The organism is Pseudomonas sp. MF6767, from assembly GCF_016405475.1.
GTDB classification, from domain to species: Bacteria; Pseudomonadota; Gammaproteobacteria; order Pseudomonadales; family Pseudomonadaceae; genus Aquipseudomonas; species Aquipseudomonas paracarnis.
The window spans coordinates 1-17,345 of sequence record NZ_JAEKCY010000002.1; the positions used below are offsets into that span (position 1 = coordinate 1).

18 protein-coding genes and 1 pseudogene are annotated in these 17,345 nt (G+C 57.6%); 16 read left to right on the forward strand and 3 right to left on the reverse strand.

The window, feature by feature from the left end:
- Window positions 1-109: IS3 family transposase (locus JFT58_RS03415; RefSeq protein ID WP_138762977.1), on the forward strand; the 109-nt coding region annotated here is incomplete at its 5' end.
- A gap of 64 nt (window positions 110-173) precedes the next feature.
- Window positions 174-584 carry a response regulator gene (locus JFT58_RS03420; protein ID WP_078048973.1) on the forward strand — a complete coding sequence of 137 codons (411 nt, stop codon included), beginning with the start codon at window positions 174-176 and terminating at the stop codon, window positions 582-584.
- Window positions 585-709: 125 nt separating this feature from the next.
- Here the strand turns inward: JFT58_RS03420 and JFT58_RS03425 are convergent, their stop codons facing one another.
- Entirely contained in the window at window positions 710-994 is a 285-nt protein-coding gene (locus JFT58_RS03425; RefSeq protein ID WP_198834292.1) for a DUF1652 domain-containing protein, read from the reverse strand.
- A gap of 226 nt (window positions 995-1,220) precedes the next feature.
- Here JFT58_RS03425 and JFT58_RS03430 point away from each other — a divergent pair, with 226 nt between their 5' ends.
- The 6 genes and pseudogenes from JFT58_RS03430 to JFT58_RS03455 all read left to right on the forward strand — a co-directional run bounded on the left by JFT58_RS03430 (window position 1,221) and on the right by JFT58_RS03455 (window position 5,009).
- Window positions 1,221-1,475, forward strand: coding sequence for a DUF6555 family protein (locus JFT58_RS03430; protein WP_198834293.1), 255 nt, complete (start codon window positions 1,221-1,223; stop codon window positions 1,473-1,475).
- A gap of 150 nt (window positions 1,476-1,625) precedes the next feature.
- On the forward strand, window positions 1,626-2,402 hold the full coding sequence (locus JFT58_RS03435; protein WP_198834294.1) for an OBAP family protein: 777 nt from the start codon (window positions 1,626-1,628) through the stop codon (window positions 2,400-2,402).
- A 198-nt stretch (window positions 2,403-2,600) separates the two neighbouring features.
- Window positions 2,601-3,707, forward strand: a complete 1,107-nt coding sequence (locus JFT58_RS03440; RefSeq protein WP_198834295.1) for a Gfo/Idh/MocA family protein — start codon at window positions 2,601-2,603, stop codon at window positions 3,705-3,707.
- Between the two features lie 93 nt (window positions 3,708-3,800).
- Window positions 3,801-4,250 (forward strand): annotated as a pseudogene (locus JFT58_RS03445) (exodeoxyribonuclease III); the annotation flags it as partial.
- A gap of 109 nt (window positions 4,251-4,359) precedes the next feature.
- Window positions 4,360-4,650, forward strand: a complete 291-nt coding sequence (locus JFT58_RS03450) for a type II toxin-antitoxin system ParD family antitoxin (protein WP_153351194.1) — start codon at window positions 4,360-4,362, stop codon at window positions 4,648-4,650.
- A gap of 2 nt (window positions 4,651-4,652) precedes the next feature.
- Window positions 4,653-5,009 (forward strand): type II toxin-antitoxin system RelE/ParE family toxin, encoded by a 357-nt coding sequence (locus tag JFT58_RS03455; protein ID WP_065950676.1) that lies wholly within the window; start codon window positions 4,653-4,655, stop codon window positions 5,007-5,009.
- Between the two features lie 777 nt (window positions 5,010-5,786).
- Here the strand turns inward: JFT58_RS03455 and JFT58_RS03460 are convergent.
- Window positions 5,787-6,692 (reverse strand): tetratricopeptide repeat protein, encoded by a 906-nt coding sequence (locus JFT58_RS03460; protein WP_169918805.1) that lies wholly within the window; start codon window positions 6,690-6,692, stop codon window positions 5,787-5,789.
- A 529-nt stretch (window positions 6,693-7,221) separates the two neighbouring features.
- Window positions 7,222-8,157, reverse strand: coding sequence for a helix-turn-helix domain-containing protein (locus JFT58_RS03470; RefSeq protein ID WP_054895909.1), 936 nt, complete (start codon window positions 8,155-8,157; stop codon window positions 7,222-7,224).
- Window positions 8,158-8,743: 586 nt separating this feature from the next.
- Here JFT58_RS03470 and oxdA point away from each other — a divergent pair.
- The 8 genes from oxdA to JFT58_RS03510 all read left to right on the forward strand — a co-directional run bounded on the left by oxdA (window position 8,744) and on the right by JFT58_RS03510 (window position 17,333).
- Window positions 8,744-9,802, forward strand: a complete 1,059-nt coding sequence (gene oxdA / locus JFT58_RS03475; protein WP_054895910.1) for an aliphatic aldoxime dehydratase — start codon at window positions 8,744-8,746, stop codon at window positions 9,800-9,802.
- 82 nt (window positions 9,803-9,884) lie between these two features.
- Complete coding sequence (locus JFT58_RS03480) at window positions 9,885-10,751, forward strand: transporter (protein ID WP_054895911.1); 867 nt, start codon at window positions 9,885-9,887, stop codon at window positions 10,749-10,751.
- 170 nt (window positions 10,752-10,921) lie between these two features.
- Window positions 10,922-12,436 (forward strand): amidase, encoded by a 1,515-nt coding sequence (locus JFT58_RS03485; protein WP_054895912.1) that lies wholly within the window; start codon window positions 10,922-10,924, stop codon window positions 12,434-12,436.
- 75 nt (window positions 12,437-12,511) lie between these two features.
- The gene (gene nthA, locus JFT58_RS03490) at window positions 12,512-13,105 is read left to right on the forward strand and encodes a nitrile hydratase subunit alpha (RefSeq protein ID WP_054895913.1); all 594 of its coding nucleotides are present in this window, start codon (window positions 12,512-12,514) and stop codon (window positions 13,103-13,105) included.
- Window positions 13,106-13,146: 41 nt separating this feature from the next.
- On the forward strand, window positions 13,147-13,803 hold the full coding sequence (gene nthB, locus JFT58_RS03495; RefSeq protein ID WP_054895914.1) for a nitrile hydratase subunit beta: 657 nt from the start codon (window positions 13,147-13,149) through the stop codon (window positions 13,801-13,803).
- The gene (locus tag JFT58_RS03500; RefSeq protein ID WP_054895915.1) at window positions 13,800-15,044 is read left to right on the forward strand and encodes a GTP-binding protein; all 1,245 of its coding nucleotides are present in this window, start codon (window positions 13,800-13,802) and stop codon (window positions 15,042-15,044) included. Before nthB ends, JFT58_RS03500 begins: the two co-directional genes overlap by 4 nt.
- A gap of 70 nt (window positions 15,045-15,114) precedes the next feature.
- Window positions 15,115-16,755, forward strand: a complete 1,641-nt coding sequence (locus tag JFT58_RS03505; protein ID WP_054895916.1) for an AMP-binding protein — start codon at window positions 15,115-15,117, stop codon at window positions 16,753-16,755.
- Complete coding sequence (locus JFT58_RS03510) at window positions 16,752-17,333, forward strand: TetR/AcrR family transcriptional regulator (RefSeq protein ID WP_054895917.1); 582 nt, start codon at window positions 16,752-16,754, stop codon at window positions 17,331-17,333. The genes JFT58_RS03505 and JFT58_RS03510 overlap by 4 nt, the downstream gene beginning before the upstream one ends.
- Window positions 17,334-17,345: the final 12 nt, after the last annotated feature.

Genomic DNA, 17,345 nt, shown 5'->3' on the forward strand with positions numbered 1-17,345 from the left:
CGATTACATCGAGATGTTTTACAACCCAAAACGACGCCACAGTTTCAACAATCAGCTGTCACCGGTAGAGTTTGAAAAGCGTTACGCAGCGAGCCTGGAGAGTGTCTAGGAAACCCGGGGCGATTCAGAATGACTTCGGAAACGCTGGCAATCGCCGGCTGAGGGCATTGAGAGTGAACGTAAATTGGGAAGGGCTACTACCAATCCTGGGAGAAATAATCGTCGTAGAGGACGATCCCACGTTACGGCTGCTCATGGTCGACATCGTCTCTGAAATTGGCGCAACGGTGCGGCAGTTTGATTCGGCTGACGGAGCTCTAACTTACCTTCTTCAGAATCACGAAAAATGTCGTATGGTGATTGCAGATCACGGGGTACCTGGGCAGATTCAGGGCACAGAATTTGTTGAAATGGTCAAAGGCAGATGGCCCTCTATTGAGGCGATTCTCACTTCCGGGTATGCCCTTGATCTATCCACACTCCCACCCGCGACTATTTATCTGCATAAACCTTGGTCTTTGGATGAGCTCGTTGTCTCAGTCGCCGCGCTGTTACAGCCCGGTCATCCCCTCAGGAAGACCTAAATCTCTCCCACATCGAAGACACCAAAGTCGCTGCTGCTGTCGGGAAACAGCAGCCTTGAATCCCGATATCAGTCAGGACACCGGCCCCTCCAACCGCACTCAGGAGCCGAATTCAGTTTGCCTCTCTATTTTGAATAAGACTCTGTCTTCCTGCTCCCAGCTATACGCACCTCAGAAAAACTCACAGATCGTTCCGACATTTCACTACGCAGCTCTCCGATCAAATTGGCAATTGCACGACTCGAGATAAGCCCGTCGGTCGTCACAGACGTGACTAAAAGGTCTACGCGGCCAGAGGCCGGCTCGAACACCTTGATCATCAACGATCCGTCAGGGTTGACTGTGCATCGACAGGAAAGCGGCAAAAAGCCGCATTCAATAATGTGCCTAAGCTCAAGCGCGGAAATCATCGGAGTGGCTCCTTACAATTGATGTTGAATATTTGGACTCAATAGAGAGTAGCCGTGTGGCGGAAAAGTGCTGACGCGCGCCCTTTTTCTTCAACGTGAATCGTTTAACTATTAATTTCAGGGACGTCACACTCATGACAATCCATTCGCATTGGACACGGCAATCATGTGAGTTGAATTTTTCCTGATGCAACGACTCATTCTTTATGAACGTTATGGGGGCCTTATGAATACCGATCTCTACATCATCGAATACCAGCTCCACGGCGAGCAAAAGTCATTCATCATTCGATCCAAGATGATGCGCAATGCAGATGCCTGGCACTGGGCAAGCTGCGACGCCGGTATCGCTCCAATTCCCAAGCCAGGTCGACCTCCTTTGAAGCTGGTGTCGAAACCGCAAGCTGAGCAGTATGGCCTTTCAGACGTAAGGTGGAAGGAGTCTGCGGCACCTAATTGGACTGAAATAGCTGTACCGTGAAACCAGGATGGATGCAGCAGAGCTTGTTGCATGTCATTAGCAAGAGACGAAACGCAGGGTGGATCCCACTCTCTAACGGGCCAGTTAAGAATTTAAAAAAACAGCTTCGAAACTGCCTCGTTTGGAACAATTGATAGAAAGGAATCTTTGATGAATAGCGTCATAATATATCGGGCTAACACCAAAGCAGTCTTCCCACTCCTTTTCGCAGGGTTTATCACTTTGCTTACTGCATGTGCAGGTGATAACTCGGATTCCAACGTTGTTGCTCCTGGCGATATCGAATCGCCCGCCACTCAGTCCCTTGATGCCGGCGCTGCCTTGCTTCAATCACGCCCTCCAATAGACGCATTGAATGCGTACCTGGACGGCTTTCATTTTTATAACGGGCACATGGATGCCCAGATGGAAGCACACCATTACTGCGCGATTCTCAATGAGGAAGTTATCCAGTGCGTGATCTACGATGGCAATCGTAAGGACGCCAAGCTGATGGGGGTCGAGTACATCATCAGCGAACAATTGTTCGCAGGTCTTCCCAAAGCCGAACAAGCGCTTTGGCACAGTCATGTTCACGAAGTGAAATCAGGTCAGCTCGTAGCGCCTGGGATCCCTGAGGTAGCCGAGCATGCATTGATGGAAAAACTCGTCCATACCTACGGCAAGACGTGGCATACCTGGCATACCGACCTCAATAAAGACCTACCCCTTGGCGTTCCTCAGCTCATGATGGGCTTTACAGCAGACGGGCAAGCGGATCCACAGATGGTTGCAGATCGGGATCGTCGATTCAGGTTGGATAGCGCGCAGAAGAAGAAAGCTCGAGCGGACATACCGACGCCCGTCGTTGCGCCAGGCGCGGATGCGTGGAGTCAGGGTGAGGTTTTTCAGATAGTGGATCCGACGAACACACCGCATCAACACTGATTTCATCACTGGTATTGGCGTAATGGCTCCAGCCATTGACGACGGCGCTCGCTCGTACGCTCCCGAAAAACGTCGCCTGCAATGACAATTTTGAATCGGTACCTGGTTTCCATCTGCACGTAGATGGAACTCCAGGCTTCTACGATGGCCGACATTTAGCAGGCGACACGTTGATTGCCTAAACACAAGGAGGCTCACATGCCCGATTTGAACGGCAAAATTCGTTACGCAGTGGTCGGCGGCGGATCGATTTCCCAAGGTGCCTTTATGCCAGGGATCGGACAGACCGAAAATTCCGTCATGACTGCCCTTGTAACGGGTGACCCAATCAAGGCAGATAAGCTCGCCAAACGCTACCACCTGAAAAGCTACAGCTACACGCAATACCCCGAGTTGTTGGCATCCGGCGAGATTGATGCCGTCTACGTCGCTACACCCAACTTCCTGCACCGTGAATTTGTAGTACCCGCACTGGAAGCAGGCATACATGTGCTGCTGGAAAAGCCGATGGCCGCGAACGAGGATGATTGCAAAGCGATGCTCGCAGCGGCGCAACGCTCGAATGCAAAGTTTATGATTGCTTACCGTTTACACTCTGAGCCAGGCACTCTTGAAATGATCGAGCGCGTGCATGCCGGCGACTTCGGACGACCTCGCCTGTTCACGTCGACCTTTACACAGACGGTGAAACCAACGAATCATCGGATGCAGAACGGCTTTGCAGCAGGCCCCGTACTGGATATGGGGCCGTACCCGCTGAATATGGTTCGACAACTATTTGGTGATGAGCCCATCGACGTCAGCGCGGTCGGTACGACCGCACCCGGCAGTAAACTGGGAACCCCTGATACGGTGAGCGTGTGCCTTAGGTTTTCCGAAGAGCGCATGGCGCAATTCACCATCAGCTACACCCTTCCAAGCAGCGAACGTTTCCAGCTCATTGGTACTGATGGAGAAATTGAAGCATCTCCCTGTTTCGGTTACGGCGAGGGTGTAGGTATTACCTACCGCGCCACTGTCGGCGATCAAACCCAAAAGCTCTCGCATCCCGTGGTAGACCAGTTCGCGGGAGAAACAGCTTACTTCTCCGACTGCATCCTGAATAATTTAGCACCAGAGCCAAGCGGTGAAGAAGGCTTTAGGGACGTTCGGGTTCTGCTAGCAGTGGAGCGAGCATTGGCGACTGGCCAAACTCAGAAGCTTGATCCCCTACCTAATAAGGCAGTGCCGAACTCCGACCAAAAGCGCCACTTTGAGCTCGCCAAAGTCCCCGATTACATTGAAACAGAATCGCCCACTGAATGAGGAGACACCCATGACGTACAGGGTGGGCAGTCCAAAAAAGCAGCGCACGTGTGCCCCCCTAAGAATCATTGGATAAGTTGAGGAGTTCGGGCAATGCAAAACCTCAAGATCGCCACGTTCAACGTCAACGGCATAGGGGCGCGCTTACCTAACCTCCTGCAATGGCTTGAGAAGGAGCGACCGGACATCGTATGTTTGCAGGAACTGAAGGCACAGAACAAAGCTTTCCCGGCAGGCGATCTTGAGGCGGCGGGTTATGGTTCACTGCACCATGGCCAAGCCGCATGGAACGGAGTGGCCATTCTTGCGCGCGATTCCGAACCCCTTCTGATTCACAAAGGCCTGCCCGGGGCCGAAGGCGACACGCAGTCTCGATACCTAGAAGCTGCTGTCCATGGTGTCATCGTCGGGTGCCTGTATCTCCCAAATGGAAACCCGCAACCGGGGCCAAAATTTGATTACAAGCTGAGGTGGTTTGAGCATCTGATGGCCCATGCAGAAACACTACAAGCCAGCGAACACCCTGTTGTTCTCGCAGGTGACCCAGTACCACTCAGTCGTCAGATAAAAATCCCAAACTATGTGCTAGCAGGTAAAATGGCATAATATGCCAATAGTCGAAGGACCTGTGTGTCCAGAGCTGGAGCTAATCATGGCGACGCGAAACGTTGTACTCACCCCTCACCAGGAACAGGTTATCCATGACCTGGTGCAATCCGGCCGTTATCAGAATGCCAGCGAAGTGATGCGAGAAGGTTTACGTTTATTGGAGCAGCGCGTCGCCGAAGACACCGCCAAAATTGAGGCCCTGCGTCAGGCGACCTCAATCGGCATCATGGATCTTGAGCACGGGCGCTTTACTCAGGTGAACGAAGGGGATCTGGAGCACTACCTCGAGGGCTTGAGCCTGGAGGCAACAATCCCGACGAAAGAGAAACACTGAGCATGTCGCAGTATCGGATTTCCAATGCGGCTCGTGCCGACATTGTCGACATCCTCAAGGTCTCCCAGACGCAGTTCGGTGATCAAGCACGGCAACGGTATCAAAAACTGATCCTCGCGGCGCTGCAAGCGATTGCCGGCACGCCTTATCGCATTGGCAGCCACGAGCGCGATGAGCTTGCACCGGGCCTTCGCAGCTATCACCTCGTGTATTCACGCCAGCAAGCTAAACACCCTCATGGGACGGTCAAAAGCCCACGCCACGTCGTGTTCTATCGTGTGGCAAATGACGAGGTGATCGAGGTCGTCCGACTCCTTCATGACGCCATGGACGTGCAGTTGCACTTGCCTAATGACTGATCAGCGATCCAGAACACAGACATGACTGGCCAGGAACAACAAAGGTGAGACGCCCCCTCTAGATCTCAACCTCAACCCCCGCGCTGCCAGCCGACTCAACGGTCAATTGGAGCACAGGGTTTTAGGCCCTAGTGCACTATCGAGATCTAGGACCACAAACACGATGCTCAACTTTGCCCCGCTTTTTTAACGCCGATTGCGTATCTAGACGCCTGGCATTGGGCCCCAACTCCCGATGGATAAGCGTATCGATCCCTCTGGCGACCAGCGCCATTGAAACATCGCGCAGAGCATGACTATCTGGCGATGCCAATTTCAGGACAGGTGCTGAAGGACAGCCCGGACAACTCCGATTAAGGATATCGAATCATCTAGGATTTGCCCGATTCGGTTTGGTCATCCAGTATACGGGGGGTGCATTTAATGCCAGCCACGGCCACCCAGGTCCGCGTCAGAAATCGCCATTCGCGATCGCTCGAACACTCGGCGCAATTGGGGGCATAACTGGGGGCATAATTCGTTTTTTTCAGGCTGTAACTACCGCTCTAGAGCCCAGTCAAAATGTTCTTTGGGGATCCCGAAAGTTTATAGGGACCATGTGGCAGGCTGTTTAGCTGATCATTTCTGCCCCTTCTCATCCCTGGGAAACTCATCCACTCCATTCGACGACGCGGTGCACCGAGACCTCTTGGAAGCAGTTGACCGCGTCCTGGCCTTCTCCATGTTGGACTCTCAGCGTGCAGATATTCATGAGCGCTACAAATCGCGAGAAACCCGTCAACCGCAGGGCTTTCTCCCGCACAACCCCATCATGCGCTGGGTGTCTTGAGGCACGAAGACCAGCGGCGCCACGATCTCCCGCACGCCCGAACTGTCGGTCAGCGGCGCGGCGTTGCCCATTGTGATTTGCGACGCGGCCTTCATGACCCATGCGTCGACATTCGCGTCGCCCGAACCTGTGAGCATCGTTACTTTCGGCGTACCGCTGTCTGACGTGAAGCGATAGGACAGCCGCACGCTCTTCTTCTCGCCCGTGGCATTGACCGCTTCAAACACTTCCCGGACAGCCAGCCGCCGAGTCTGCAGTTTGAGAAAACTCGTCAGCCAGATTTGCTGATAACGTTTCATTTGGTCTTCAGTCAGCGGTTGTCCTGCCAGACGCAGACGATTCATGGCTTGCCACTCTTCGTCGCCACAGTAACGGATTGCGCCCAGATAGAGTGCCAAGGCGCCAGGCAAATCCTGCGGGCCACCCTTGCCTTCCTCCATTAAACGCCCCAGCGCCAGCACGGCATTGTTGCCAGACAGGCGATAGAACTGGCGCGCCTTGGCATAGTCCACGGGCTCACCCTCGCCGCGTTCGGCCATCTGACCCAACAGCACATTGGTGGCCGGTTTAATCTTGGCGGACTCGACGAACAAGGCACGGGCCTTGCGAAAATCCTGATCGACGCCGTGCCCGCCTTCCTGATACAGCTTGCCCAGCATGGCCATGCAGGTGGCGTTGCCGTAACCGGCGAAGCGTTCGATATAACGCAAGTTGTCTCGGTTGAAGGGCTCTATACCGGCAAGGCCCATGCAGCGAAAACCAACGTGGAGGGAATCGTAATCAGCAGGTCGAAGCAGGCTTTGACAGCCCGCGAGGGTGAAGAAAAACAAAAGAAGGTAGGCTGGTTTTAACATGGCGTCCATGCGTCCTTGCGGTAAAAGCAAGGCATTATGCCAGCCTTTGAGCAGAGGATATCGCCCAAATAGTGGCTTTTGCTGGAGGAAAGACACCCGTGCAACCACCCACTGGCACTCAGGCGCACGCGGTTACAGCTGCCGTAGAAGGGGCGCTCACGTTGGCGATCACGCCGAAGCAACCTCGTCCCGCTATATCGAATCGCAATGCCGTAGCGCTGGCTGCACTCGGTGCTGCACTGAACGAATGATGCTGACCGATAAGCTCAAGAATCTCGGCCAAACCACAAAAACGATCCCTGCGAGAGAAAAACACTGAGTACCAGCGCCTGCCAGACTGGAGTCCTTCGGAAATCGCCATTGGCGATCAATCGCACACTCGATGCGAATGAGGGCAAACAAAAGCGTTATCAACCTGAAAACATTGTCCTGGAGCCCAATCAAAATGCTTTGCGGGGATCCGGATAGCCTCTTTCATTCCTGGCTTTTCAGAGGCTCGCTACCCGGCACAAGCGCTCCTTCTTGCAATTCAATCGCGGCGTAAAAGCGTATTCGGTGCCACGCCAAACGCCTTGCGAAACGCATGGCTGAAATGCGAGAAATCAGAAAACCCAAAGTCCAGCGCCGCTTCGGACACACTGCGTACCTGGCCACGCTCGATTGCTTCTCGGCTGGCATTCAAGCGCTCTTTCCAGATCTCTGCAACGGGGGTTTTCTGGTAGCGTGCGAAGGCCCGTGTAACGGTGCGGGTGGACACATTGTGGGCTTTGGCGATGGCTTCAATCGACAGCTCCGGCTCGGTCAGGTGGCGTTGGATGTACTGCATGATGCGGCCGTAGAGGTCCATTTCCTGATGGCTGGTTTTCAGGTCCTGGAGTTCCAGGCTGATTACAAGCAGATCAAGCACAGCACTTGAGTAACGATTCGAGATGCGCTCATCCTGCAGCGACGCAGGCGTGCTCGCGGCCTGGTGCAGCATTTCACGCAAGGGCACGACGCCTGGGCGCCGGTCGTCGAGGACCATCGCGGTGTACTCGGCAATACGCGGCAGGCGTTCGGTGAGCAACGCTCTGGGAATACGGATCAAGTGGTTTTCGGTACCACCCAGGCTGAAGCGAAACGCCTGGGTTGCGTCATAAAGAAACAAGTTGCCCGTCGCCAGGTTGGCTTTTCTTGAGCCTTGTTCGATTTGCCCATGGCCCTTTCGAGCGAAACCCAACCATAAATCTTCGGCCGGACCGCTGCGCAGGTGCTGCTCGGAACGCTCCCAGTAATGCAGCGGCGAAGACAGCGTACAGATGTCCAGCGCGCCGACTGTATTAAGGGTGAGCGAGCCATCAAAGCGGCTCTGGGACAAGGGTTTGCTATCGGCCGCCAAGCAATGACGACAGACCACTTCTTTCCAATAATCAAACCGACGTGTTGCAGGGACGGCAAGGGTCGAATACTGAGTGTTCGGGTTCATGACGCTGACCTCGACAACGATGCAATAGGCGCTCGAGAAGTTGTAACGTGCGGCCGATTGTCAGCCATCGAAGCAATTAACACGCCAAATGCAGTGGCAAGCCAGCTTCCACATTTGCACCGACGGGTGTCAGATAGAGGGAGGCGGCTGTCAGGCCGTCACGGGAGCAAGCTCCCTCGCCACAGGTCTCGCGTCTATGCCCGTTTAAGGGCACATCACATCACGCCATCAGCCCGTGTGCACCAGCGCAGACCACAGGTGAACCTCCGTAGCAGGACTGTCTTTGCCAACCAAGCGGTTGTCTCGCCTAACAAAGCGCGGCCTTCTCTGCCGGCCTAATTTCCACCTCGCAGCAGCTCATACCCCGCTGATGAGGCACGCCATGCATCGACACTCTGCACCACGACTGGCTGATTCCTCCTGGCTTCTGCAACGGCGCGACCTCGCGCCTGAGGAGTCGGCTTATTGGTTGATTGAATGGGGGGCCATGCAGCTACTGCAGCGACGGCAGGTCGCCAAGCGCCCCCTGCCGCCGACGCGATGACGCCCACCCGTAGGCCTGAACGAAAATAACGAGGAGCTCAAGATGGAATCTGCAATCGACACACATCTGAAATGCCCACGCACCCTGTCCCGCCGTGTACCCGAAGAGTATCAACCGCCGTTCCCGATGTGGGTGGCGCGCGCCGATGAGCAACTGCAACAAGTGGTGATGGCTTATCTGGGCGTGCAATATCAAGGAGATGCCCAGCGCGAGGCGGCCTTGCAGGCTATGCGCCACATCGTCGGCAGTTTCAGCCTGGCAGAGGGCCCGCAGAACTACGATTTGACCCAGCACACCGACAGCAGCGGCTTTGATAATCTGATTGTGGTCGGGTACTGGAAAGACCCTGCCGCCCATTGCCGCTGGTTGCGCTCACCCCAGGTGAATGACTGGTGGAGTTCACCGGATCGCCTGCGTGAAGGCCTGGGTTACTTCCGCGAAATCACCGCGCCACGCGCCGAGCAGTTCGAGACGCTATACGCCTTCCAGGAAAACCTGCCCGGTGTCGGCGCAGTCATGGATGCCACCAGTGGCGAGATCGAAGAGCACGGCTATTGGGGCTCGATGCGCGACCGTTTCCCGATCTCCCAGACCGACTGGATGAAGCCCACGAGCGAGCTGCAAGTGGTCGCGGGCGACCCCGCCAAGGGCGGACGCGTCGTGGTGCTGGGGCACGACAACCTCACACTGATTCGTTCAGGCCAGGACTGGGCGGATGCCGAGGCAGACGAGCGCTCCCTCTACCTCGACGAAATTTTACCGACGTTGCAGGACGGCATGGACTTCCTGCGTGACAACGGTCAGCCGCTGGGCTGCTACAGCAACAGGTTCGTGCGCAATATTGACCTGGACGGCAATGTTCTCGACCTGAGCTACAACATCGGTCACTGGCGCTCGGTGGAGAAACTCGAACGCTGGGCTGAATCCCACCCTACCCACCTGCGTATTTTCGTGACGTTCTTTCGCGTGGCCGCGGGTTTGAAGAAGTTGAGGCTGTACCACGAGGTGTCCGTGTCCGACGCCAAGAGCCAGGTCTTCGAGTACATCAACTGTCACTCGCAAACCGGCATGTTGCGCGACGCCTTGCCGCCCACAGCCTGAGCGCCCGCGGCGTTTAACAACCCGGCTTCTACCGCCTGCCACCCTTCACGGGTGGCCCGGTCCCCTGTGCGAGGAATAAACAATGAACAAGATCCACCTGCTGACTCTCTCAACCCTGTTGCCCGCCCTCCACGCCAACGCGGGTGAAGTCGCGCCTGGCGATTACGAGCAATATCCGGTCGGCGCCACTATCGGTGCGATTTATTATCAGCACGCCACTACGGACTCGGCTTACGCCAACGGACACAAGGTCAGCTCTGACTTCAGGGTGACCTCCGACGTTGGCATCCTGCGTCTGCTCCATGTGTATGCGCTCAGCGACACAGTCACTATCGACCCGCAATTCCTCTTGCCTTTCGGGCACGTCTCCGGCGCAGGTGACGCCTCAGCACTGGGCAGTACTCGAGGCGTGGGCGACTTGATCCTCACCGCGCCGGTGAAATGGCGGTTCAACGAAGCCCGCGACACCCTCAGTATCGCCCCCTATGTGTATGTGCCTTCGGGGACGTATGACAAGGACGACGCGCTTAACCTAGGGGAGAACCGCTGGAAATTCGAACTGCAGAGCGCCTACGTCAAGCACTTCACAGAGAAATGGGCGATGGACCTGGTCGGCGGCGCGACCTGGTATGGCGACAACACCGATTACGGTGCCAATGCCGACCGCCTGAAGCAGGACGTGTCCTACGCAGCGCAGATCATGGGGCGTTACATGCCGGACGCCACCACCACCTTTGGTATCGGCTTGGGGCGTACCTGGGGAGGCGAGACAAACATCGAGCATGTCAATCAGGACAACGAGTTGGGCACCACCAACGTGCGCCTTACCGCCACCAAATTCGTCACCCCCACCGACCAGGTGCAACTGCAATTGGGCAAAGACCTCTCGGTGGACAACGGCACCCGCGAAGACTTTCGCATGAACCTGCGTTACGCGCACATTTTTTAACGCCAGAAACTGCGACCGCGCGCCCTTGGCGCCTGGGTGTCCGGCTCAACCAAGTCGATGTCTTTCTCAACCAAGCCGCCGGCTGGATGCGCGGACTATCTTGAGCCCCAGGCTCGCTGATATTGAGCACGCAGTGCTCTTCGGCCACTTACGATAAGGACAGCCCAACCATGGCAATCGCTCGCCCCACCCTTGAACAGCTATTGGATATTTCGAGCAGCCTGCACATGCAACTCAGTGCAAAGCAAGCCGATGAATACCTGGCGCTTATGCAGGCAAGCTTCGACGCATATGACCTGGTTGACGAGCTGCCGGACTTCATCCCGCCGGTCCGTTATGAACGCAGCTCGGGCTATCGTCCCTCGGCCGCACACAACCCGCTCAACGCCTGGTACTTCCGCACCGAAGTCAACGGTGCGCGCGAAGGCAAGCTGGCGGGTAAAACGGTCGCCCTCAAGGACAATATTTCACTGGCTGGCGTCCCCATGATGAATGGTGCCAAGCCGCTTGAAGGCTTCGTTCCCGCCTTCGATGCCACGGTTGTCACGCGCTTGCTGGATGCCGGCGCGACCATCCTCGGCAAGGCAACGTGCGAACACTACTGCCTGTCCGGCGGCAGCCACACCTCCGATCCTGCACCGGTGCACAACCCCTTTCGCCAGGGCTTTGCCTCGGGAGGCTCGTCTTCCGGCAGCGCAGCACTGGTTGCCGCCGGCGAGGTCGACCTGGCAGTCGGCGGTGACCAGGGCGGGTCAATCCGCATCCCTTCCGCCTTCTGCGGCACTTACGGCATGAAGCCGACCCACGGACTGGTGCCCTACACCGGCATCATGGCCATCGAAGCGACTATCGATCACGCCGGCCCCATTACCGCAAACGTGCGCGACAACGCCTTGATGCTGGAAGTCATGGCCGGCGCCGATGGGCTCGATCCGCGACAAGCCGCGCCGCAGGTCGAAGCTTACAGCGATTACCTGGAACGCGGTGTCAGCGGGCTGAGGATCGGCATCCTGCGCGAAGGTTTTGAACTGGCCAACCAGGACCCACGTGTGGCCTCTTGCGTACGTCAAGCCATTGCAGCGTTTTCGCGGCTGGGCGCGCAGGTCGAGGAGGTGTCGGTGCCTGAGCACAGCATTGCCGGTTCGCTATGGCACCCCATCGGCTGTGAAGGCTTGATGATGCAGATGATGCACGGCAATGGGGCCGGTTTTAACTGGCAAGGGCTGTATGACCTCGGGTTGCTGGACCAGCAAGCCGGATGGCGCGATCAGGCCAATGACCTGTCCGCCTCTCTCAAGCTGTGCATGTTCGTCGGGCAATACGGTCTGGAACGCTACAACGGACGTTTCTACGCCAAGGCACAAAACCTCAGGCGCGTGGCACGTGCCGGGTATGACGCCGCGTTGGCGCGGTATGACCTGCTGGTGATGCCCACCGTCCCGATCATCGCCCAACCCCACCCGCAGCCGGGTTGCTCGATTACCGAGTACGTGGCCCGTGCACTGGAAATGATCGGCAATGCCTCTGCCCAGGACATCACCGGGCATCCGGCCATGTCGATTCCCTGTGGTCTGGTAGACGGTTTACCTGTCGGGATGATGCTGGTCAGCAAGCACTATGCCGAAGGCACGATTTACCAGGCTGGCGCAGCGTTCGAGGCGTCGGTTGACTGGAAAAACTGTTAGCCGGTAATCCCGCGCAGCGCAAAAAGAACAAGCCGCCAGGCGCTGCCCAGAAGCTCAACGATGAGGAGTCAACTTATGAGCGCACATGAAGCAACCACATCAACACCGGGAGAACGCGCACAAGCGCTACTGCAAGTGCTCAAACAGAAGGATCTGATCCCCGACGGTTACATCGACCACATGACACAGCTGATGGCACACCAATGGAGCCCGGAGAACGGGGCCCAAGTGGTCGCCAGAGCCTGGGTGGACCCGCAGTTTCGCGAACTGCTGCTCAAAGACGGCACCGCGGCGTGCGCCCAATTTGGCTATACCGGCCCGCAGGGTGAATACATTGTTGCGCTGCCAGACACGCCCAGCGTGAAAAACGTGATTGTGTGCAGCCTGTGCTCCTGCACCAACTGGCCCGTCCTGGGTTTGCCGCCGGAGTGGTACAAGGGCTTCGAGTTCCGCGCCCGACTGGTGCGCGAAGGGCGCACCGTCCTGCGGGAGCTGGGCACCGAGCTGCCGGCCGACGTCATCGTCAAGGTGTGGGACACCAGCGCCGAAACCCGCTATCTGGTGCTGCCTGTACGGCCCAAGGGCAGCGAATCCATGGATGAAGAGGCCCTGCGAAAACTGATCACCAAGGATGTCCTTATCGGCGTGGCGCTGCCTTACGTGGCGTAAACGGTGCCCTTTGTTTTTTGCATTTTTCAGAGGTATTCACAATGGATGGCTTTCACGATCTCGGTGGGTTTCAAGGCTTTGGCAAAATCCCTCACACCATCAACAGCCTGAGCTACCAACCCGTGTTCAAGCAGGACTGGGAACACCTGGCCTACAGCCTGATGTTTGTCGGTGCCGATCACTTGAAAAAGTTCAGCGTGGACGAAGTTCGCCATGCCGTGGAGCGCCTCGACGTGCGCCAACATGTCGGCACCCAATACTACGAACGCTATGTCATCGCGACCGCCACCCTGTTGGTCGAAACCGGTGTGATCACCCAGGCGGAACTCGACCAGGCCCTGGGTTCGCACTTCAAGCTGGCGAACCCCGCGCATGCCAGCGGGCGCCCGGCGATCAGCGGCCGCCCGCCCTTTGAAGTGGGCGACCGGGTGGTGGTGCGCAACGAGTATGTGGCCGGGCATACCCGCATGCCGGCCTACGTGCGCGGCAAAGAAGGCGTGGTTGTGCACCGCACCGTGCAAAAGTGGCCCTTCCCTGACGCTATCGGCCACGGTGATCTGAGCGCGGCGCATCAGCCGACCTACCACGTCGAGTTTCGCGTGAAAGATCTCTGGGGCGATGCAGAAGATGAGGGGTTCGTGGTGGTCGACCTGTTCGAAAGCTACCTGGACCACGCCGATGGCACGGTGAACGCATGATGGACGGTGCCTTGGCAGGCCGACTGCCGGTGACGGTGCTTTCCGGCTTCCTCGGCGCCGGCAAAACCACTCTCCTCAACCATATCCTGCGCAATCGCGACGGCCTGCGCGTAGCGGTCATCGTCAATGATATGAGCGAGGTCAACATCGATGCCGAGCAGGTGCGGCGCGACGTAGCGCTGCACCGGGGCCGCGATGAGTTGATCGAGATGAGCAATGGCTGCATCTGCTGCACGCTGCGCGCCGATTTGCTCGAGCAGATCAGCGCCCTGGCACGCCAGCAACGTTTCGACTACTTGTTGATCGAGTCCACGGGGATTTCCGAGCCGATGCCGGTTGCCGAGACGTTCGCCTTCCTCGACGCGCAGGGCTTCAGCCTAAGCGAACTGGCGCGGCTCGATACGTTGGTGACGGTGGTCGATGGCAGTCGCTTTGAGGCATTGCTCGAATCGCCGGACATTGTGGACCGCGACGACGCACCCACGCGCCACCTGACCGACCTGCTGATCGAGCAAGTGGAATACGCCAATGTCATTCTCGTCAACAAACTGGACCTGATCGACGAGCCCGGCTACAAGGCCGTGCACGCGATCCTCGCCGGCCTTAACCCGAGCGCGCGGATCATACCGATGACTCAGGGTAACGTGGAGTTATCCGCCATCCTCGGTACTCACCTGTTTGATTTGCCCAGCCTTGTGGCCTCGCCCGGCTGGATGAAAAAAATGCAGGCCGACGACGCACCGGCCTCTGAATCGGACACCTATGGCGTGACCTCCTGGGTGTACCGCGAGCGTGCCCCTTTTCACCCACAGCGATTACTCGATTTTCTCCAGCAGCCCTGGCGAAACGGGCGACTGTTGCGCAGCAAAGGTTACTTCTGGCTCGCCAGCAGGCACTTGGAAACCGGCCTGCTGGTGCAAAGCGGCAGGCAATTCCAGTGGGACTACGTCGCGCACTGGTGGAACTTCATCGAGCAGGCGCAATGGCCGCTGGATGAATATCGGTTGCAGAACATCATGGCCAAGTGGGACAGCATTGTCGGCGATTGCCGGCAAGAGCTGGTCTTTATCGGCCAGGGCCTGGACACCCAGGCACTGCAGCGCGCACTCGACAATTGCCTGCTGAGCGCTCAGGAAATCGCCGCTGGCCCCTCGGCCTGGCAAGCCCTGCCGGGGGCGACAACCTTTGACTCCCTGGCCTTATCGGCGCCGACGCCGTCCTTGCAGGCTGACCCCATTTGACCGAGGTAGAGGTGGCCGCGCAGCCTGCGTGGGCAAAGCACATATTCCAACAATAATAACCAGGTACGTTATGCGCGATTACGACTCAGCAGTCTCATCCTTCGATTATCTACAGCTGGCTGCCCGGGACTTGCACGGCGAACCCGGCGCCTTGAATGCCTGCATTGAATGCTGCGACCGGCATGCCCATGGCAATGGCGTGGCGTTGTATTGTGAAACGCGCGATGGCCACGCCACGCAGCACACCTTCAGCGAACTGCAGGCGCACGCGGCGCGCTTCGGCAACTTCCTGCGAGCCCATGGCGTGCAGCCGGGGGATCGGGTTGCCGGCCTGATGCCACGCACGGTTGAACTGGTGATTGCCATCTTGGGAACCTGGCGCATCGGGGCGGTCTACCAACCACTCTTTACCGCGTTCGGCCCCAAGGCCATTGAACAGCGACTGGACTGTTCCAACGCGCGCTGGATCGTGACCGACGCCCACAATCGTCCCAAGCTGGACGAGCTCTTCGACTGCCCCCACGTCATCGTGACCGACGCCACCTCACGGCGTCCCAGCGACTACGCGTTTTGGGATGTGCTGGAACATCAACAACCCGACTGCACACCTGAGCTGCTGGACGCCCGTGCGCCGTTCCTGCTGATGTGCACCTCGGGCACCACAGGGCCGGCCAAGCCGCTGGAGGTGCCTTTGAGCGCCATCCTTGCCTTCAAAAGTTATATGCGCGATTCAATCGACCTGCGCGAAGACGACCGTTTCTGGAACCTCGCCGACCCCGGCTGGGCCTATGGCTTGTATTACGCAGTGACCGGGCCACTGGCGTGCGGCCGGGCTACGCTGTTCCATGACGGCCCTTTCACCACGCAAAGCACCAGCCGGATTATCGCCAAGTACGGGATCAGCAACCTGGCCGGCTCGCCTACGGCCTTTCGCCTGTTGATTGACGCCGGGGCCGAGTTCGCCGACGCCGTACGTGGCCAACTGCGTGTCGTCAGCAGCGCCGGCGAACCGCTCAACCCACAAGTCATCCGTTGGTTCGCCGAACAGCTCGGCGTGGTCATTCACGATCATTACGGCCAAACCGAAATCGGCATGGTGCTGTGCAATCACCATGGGTTACGCCATCGGGTCCGCGAGGGTTCTGCCGGTTATGCGGTGCCGGGGTACCGGATTGTCGTGCTGGACGATGCGCAAAGGGAGTTGCCGACAGGCCAGCCGGGCGTACTGGCGGTGGATCGCGAGCGCTCGCCCCTGTGCTGGTTCAATGGCTACCTTCACATGCCCACCAAGGCGTTTGTGGGCCGTTACTACTTGAGCGGCGATATCGTGGAGCTCAATGAGGACGCCAGTATCAGCTTTGTCGGCCGTAACGACGATGTGATCACCACGTCCGGCTACCGCGTGGGGCCTTTCGATGTGGAGAGCGCGCTCGTCGAACATCCGGCAGTCGTCGAAACCGCGGTGATCGGCAAGCCCGACCCGCAACGCACCGAACTGATCAAGGCGTTTGTCGTGCTCAATCGTGAGTACCTGCCCAGTGTCGAGTTGGCAGAAGTCTTGCGCCTGCATGTCCGACAGCGCCTGGCTGCGCATGCGTACCCACGGGAAATCGAGTTCGTCGAGCAACTGCCCAAGACCCCCAGTGGTAAGTTGCAGCGGTTCATACTGCGCAACCAGGAAATTGCCAAGCAGCAGGCACTCGACACATGAGGACGGCTCTCGCGCTCAGCCGCTCGGAGTTTCAGCGCAGAGCCCTGGAGCTGTTCAAGGAGCGTAGTTTCAGCCAGGTCAGCATGCGCGAATTGGCAGCGCATGTTGGCATCAGCCCGGGAGCAATTTATCACCATGTAGAGAGCAAGGAAGCCATGTTGTATGAGTGGCTGATAGAGCTGTATCAGGCGCTCTTGTCGCACGTCGACCGGATCAACACCCGTAGATTGACGCCGGCACAACGTCTGACAACACTGATCGAAGGCCATCTTCAATTGCATGAACAGATGACCGGGCACTTCAAGTTAGCGGTCATGGACGCCAATTGCCTGGGCGTTCCGATGCAGGCGAGCGTTGAGCGATTGAGGCGAGCCTATGAGTCGCAACTCATGAAGGTGATCGGCCAGCAGGGCCATCAGCCCGGCGGGCCGTTGCGTGAGGGAGCGCTCACGGCGATTTTGCCCGTACTGAACAGCCTGCCCACATGGCTGAGCCCGACGATTGATAACTGTCAGCGTCGGCTTATTACAAAGACCATCGCCGATGCGGTCATAAAGGCCATTAATTCCCTACCTTGAGTGCCGCTGCGC

Excerpts from the sequence above, each read along its gene's own strand:
- JFT58_RS03425 (WP_198834292.1), bottom strand. The coding sequence starts at position 994 with ATGATTTCCGCGCTTGAGCTTAGGCACATTATTGAATGCGGCTTTTTG.
- JFT58_RS03430 (WP_198834293.1), top strand. The coding sequence starts at position 1,221 with ATGAATACCGATCTCTACATCATCGAATACCAGCTCCACGGCGAGCAA.
- JFT58_RS03435 (WP_198834294.1), top strand. The coding sequence starts at position 1,626 with ATGAATAGCGTCATAATATATCGGGCTAACACCAAAGCAGTCTTCCCA.
- JFT58_RS03440 (WP_198834295.1), top strand. The coding sequence starts at position 2,601 with ATGCCCGATTTGAACGGCAAAATTCGTTACGCAGTGGTCGGCGGCGGA.
- JFT58_RS03450 (WP_153351194.1), top strand. The coding sequence starts at position 4,360 with ATGGCGACGCGAAACGTTGTACTCACCCCTCACCAGGAACAGGTTATC.
- JFT58_RS03455 (WP_065950676.1), top strand. The coding sequence starts at position 4,653 with ATGTCGCAGTATCGGATTTCCAATGCGGCTCGTGCCGACATTGTCGAC.
- JFT58_RS03460 (WP_169918805.1), bottom strand. The coding sequence starts at position 6,692 with ATGTTAAAACCAGCCTACCTTCTTTTGTTTTTCTTCACCCTCGCGGGC.
- JFT58_RS03470 (WP_054895909.1), bottom strand. The coding sequence starts at position 8,157 with ATGAACCCGAACACTCAGTATTCGACCCTTGCCGTCCCTGCAACACGT.
- oxdA (WP_054895910.1), top strand. The coding sequence starts at position 8,744 with ATGGAATCTGCAATCGACACACATCTGAAATGCCCACGCACCCTGTCC.
- JFT58_RS03480 (WP_054895911.1), top strand. The coding sequence starts at position 9,885 with ATGAACAAGATCCACCTGCTGACTCTCTCAACCCTGTTGCCCGCCCTC.
- JFT58_RS03485 (WP_054895912.1), top strand. The coding sequence starts at position 10,922 with ATGGCAATCGCTCGCCCCACCCTTGAACAGCTATTGGATATTTCGAGC.
- nthA (WP_054895913.1), top strand. The coding sequence starts at position 12,512 with ATGAGCGCACATGAAGCAACCACATCAACACCGGGAGAACGCGCACAA.
- nthB (WP_054895914.1), top strand. The coding sequence starts at position 13,147 with ATGGATGGCTTTCACGATCTCGGTGGGTTTCAAGGCTTTGGCAAAATC.
- JFT58_RS03500 (WP_054895915.1), top strand. The coding sequence starts at position 13,800 with ATGATGGACGGTGCCTTGGCAGGCCGACTGCCGGTGACGGTGCTTTCC.
- JFT58_RS03505 (WP_054895916.1), top strand. The coding sequence starts at position 15,115 with ATGCGCGATTACGACTCAGCAGTCTCATCCTTCGATTATCTACAGCTG.
- JFT58_RS03510 (WP_054895917.1), top strand. The coding sequence starts at position 16,752 with ATGAGGACGGCTCTCGCGCTCAGCCGCTCGGAGTTTCAGCGCAGAGCC.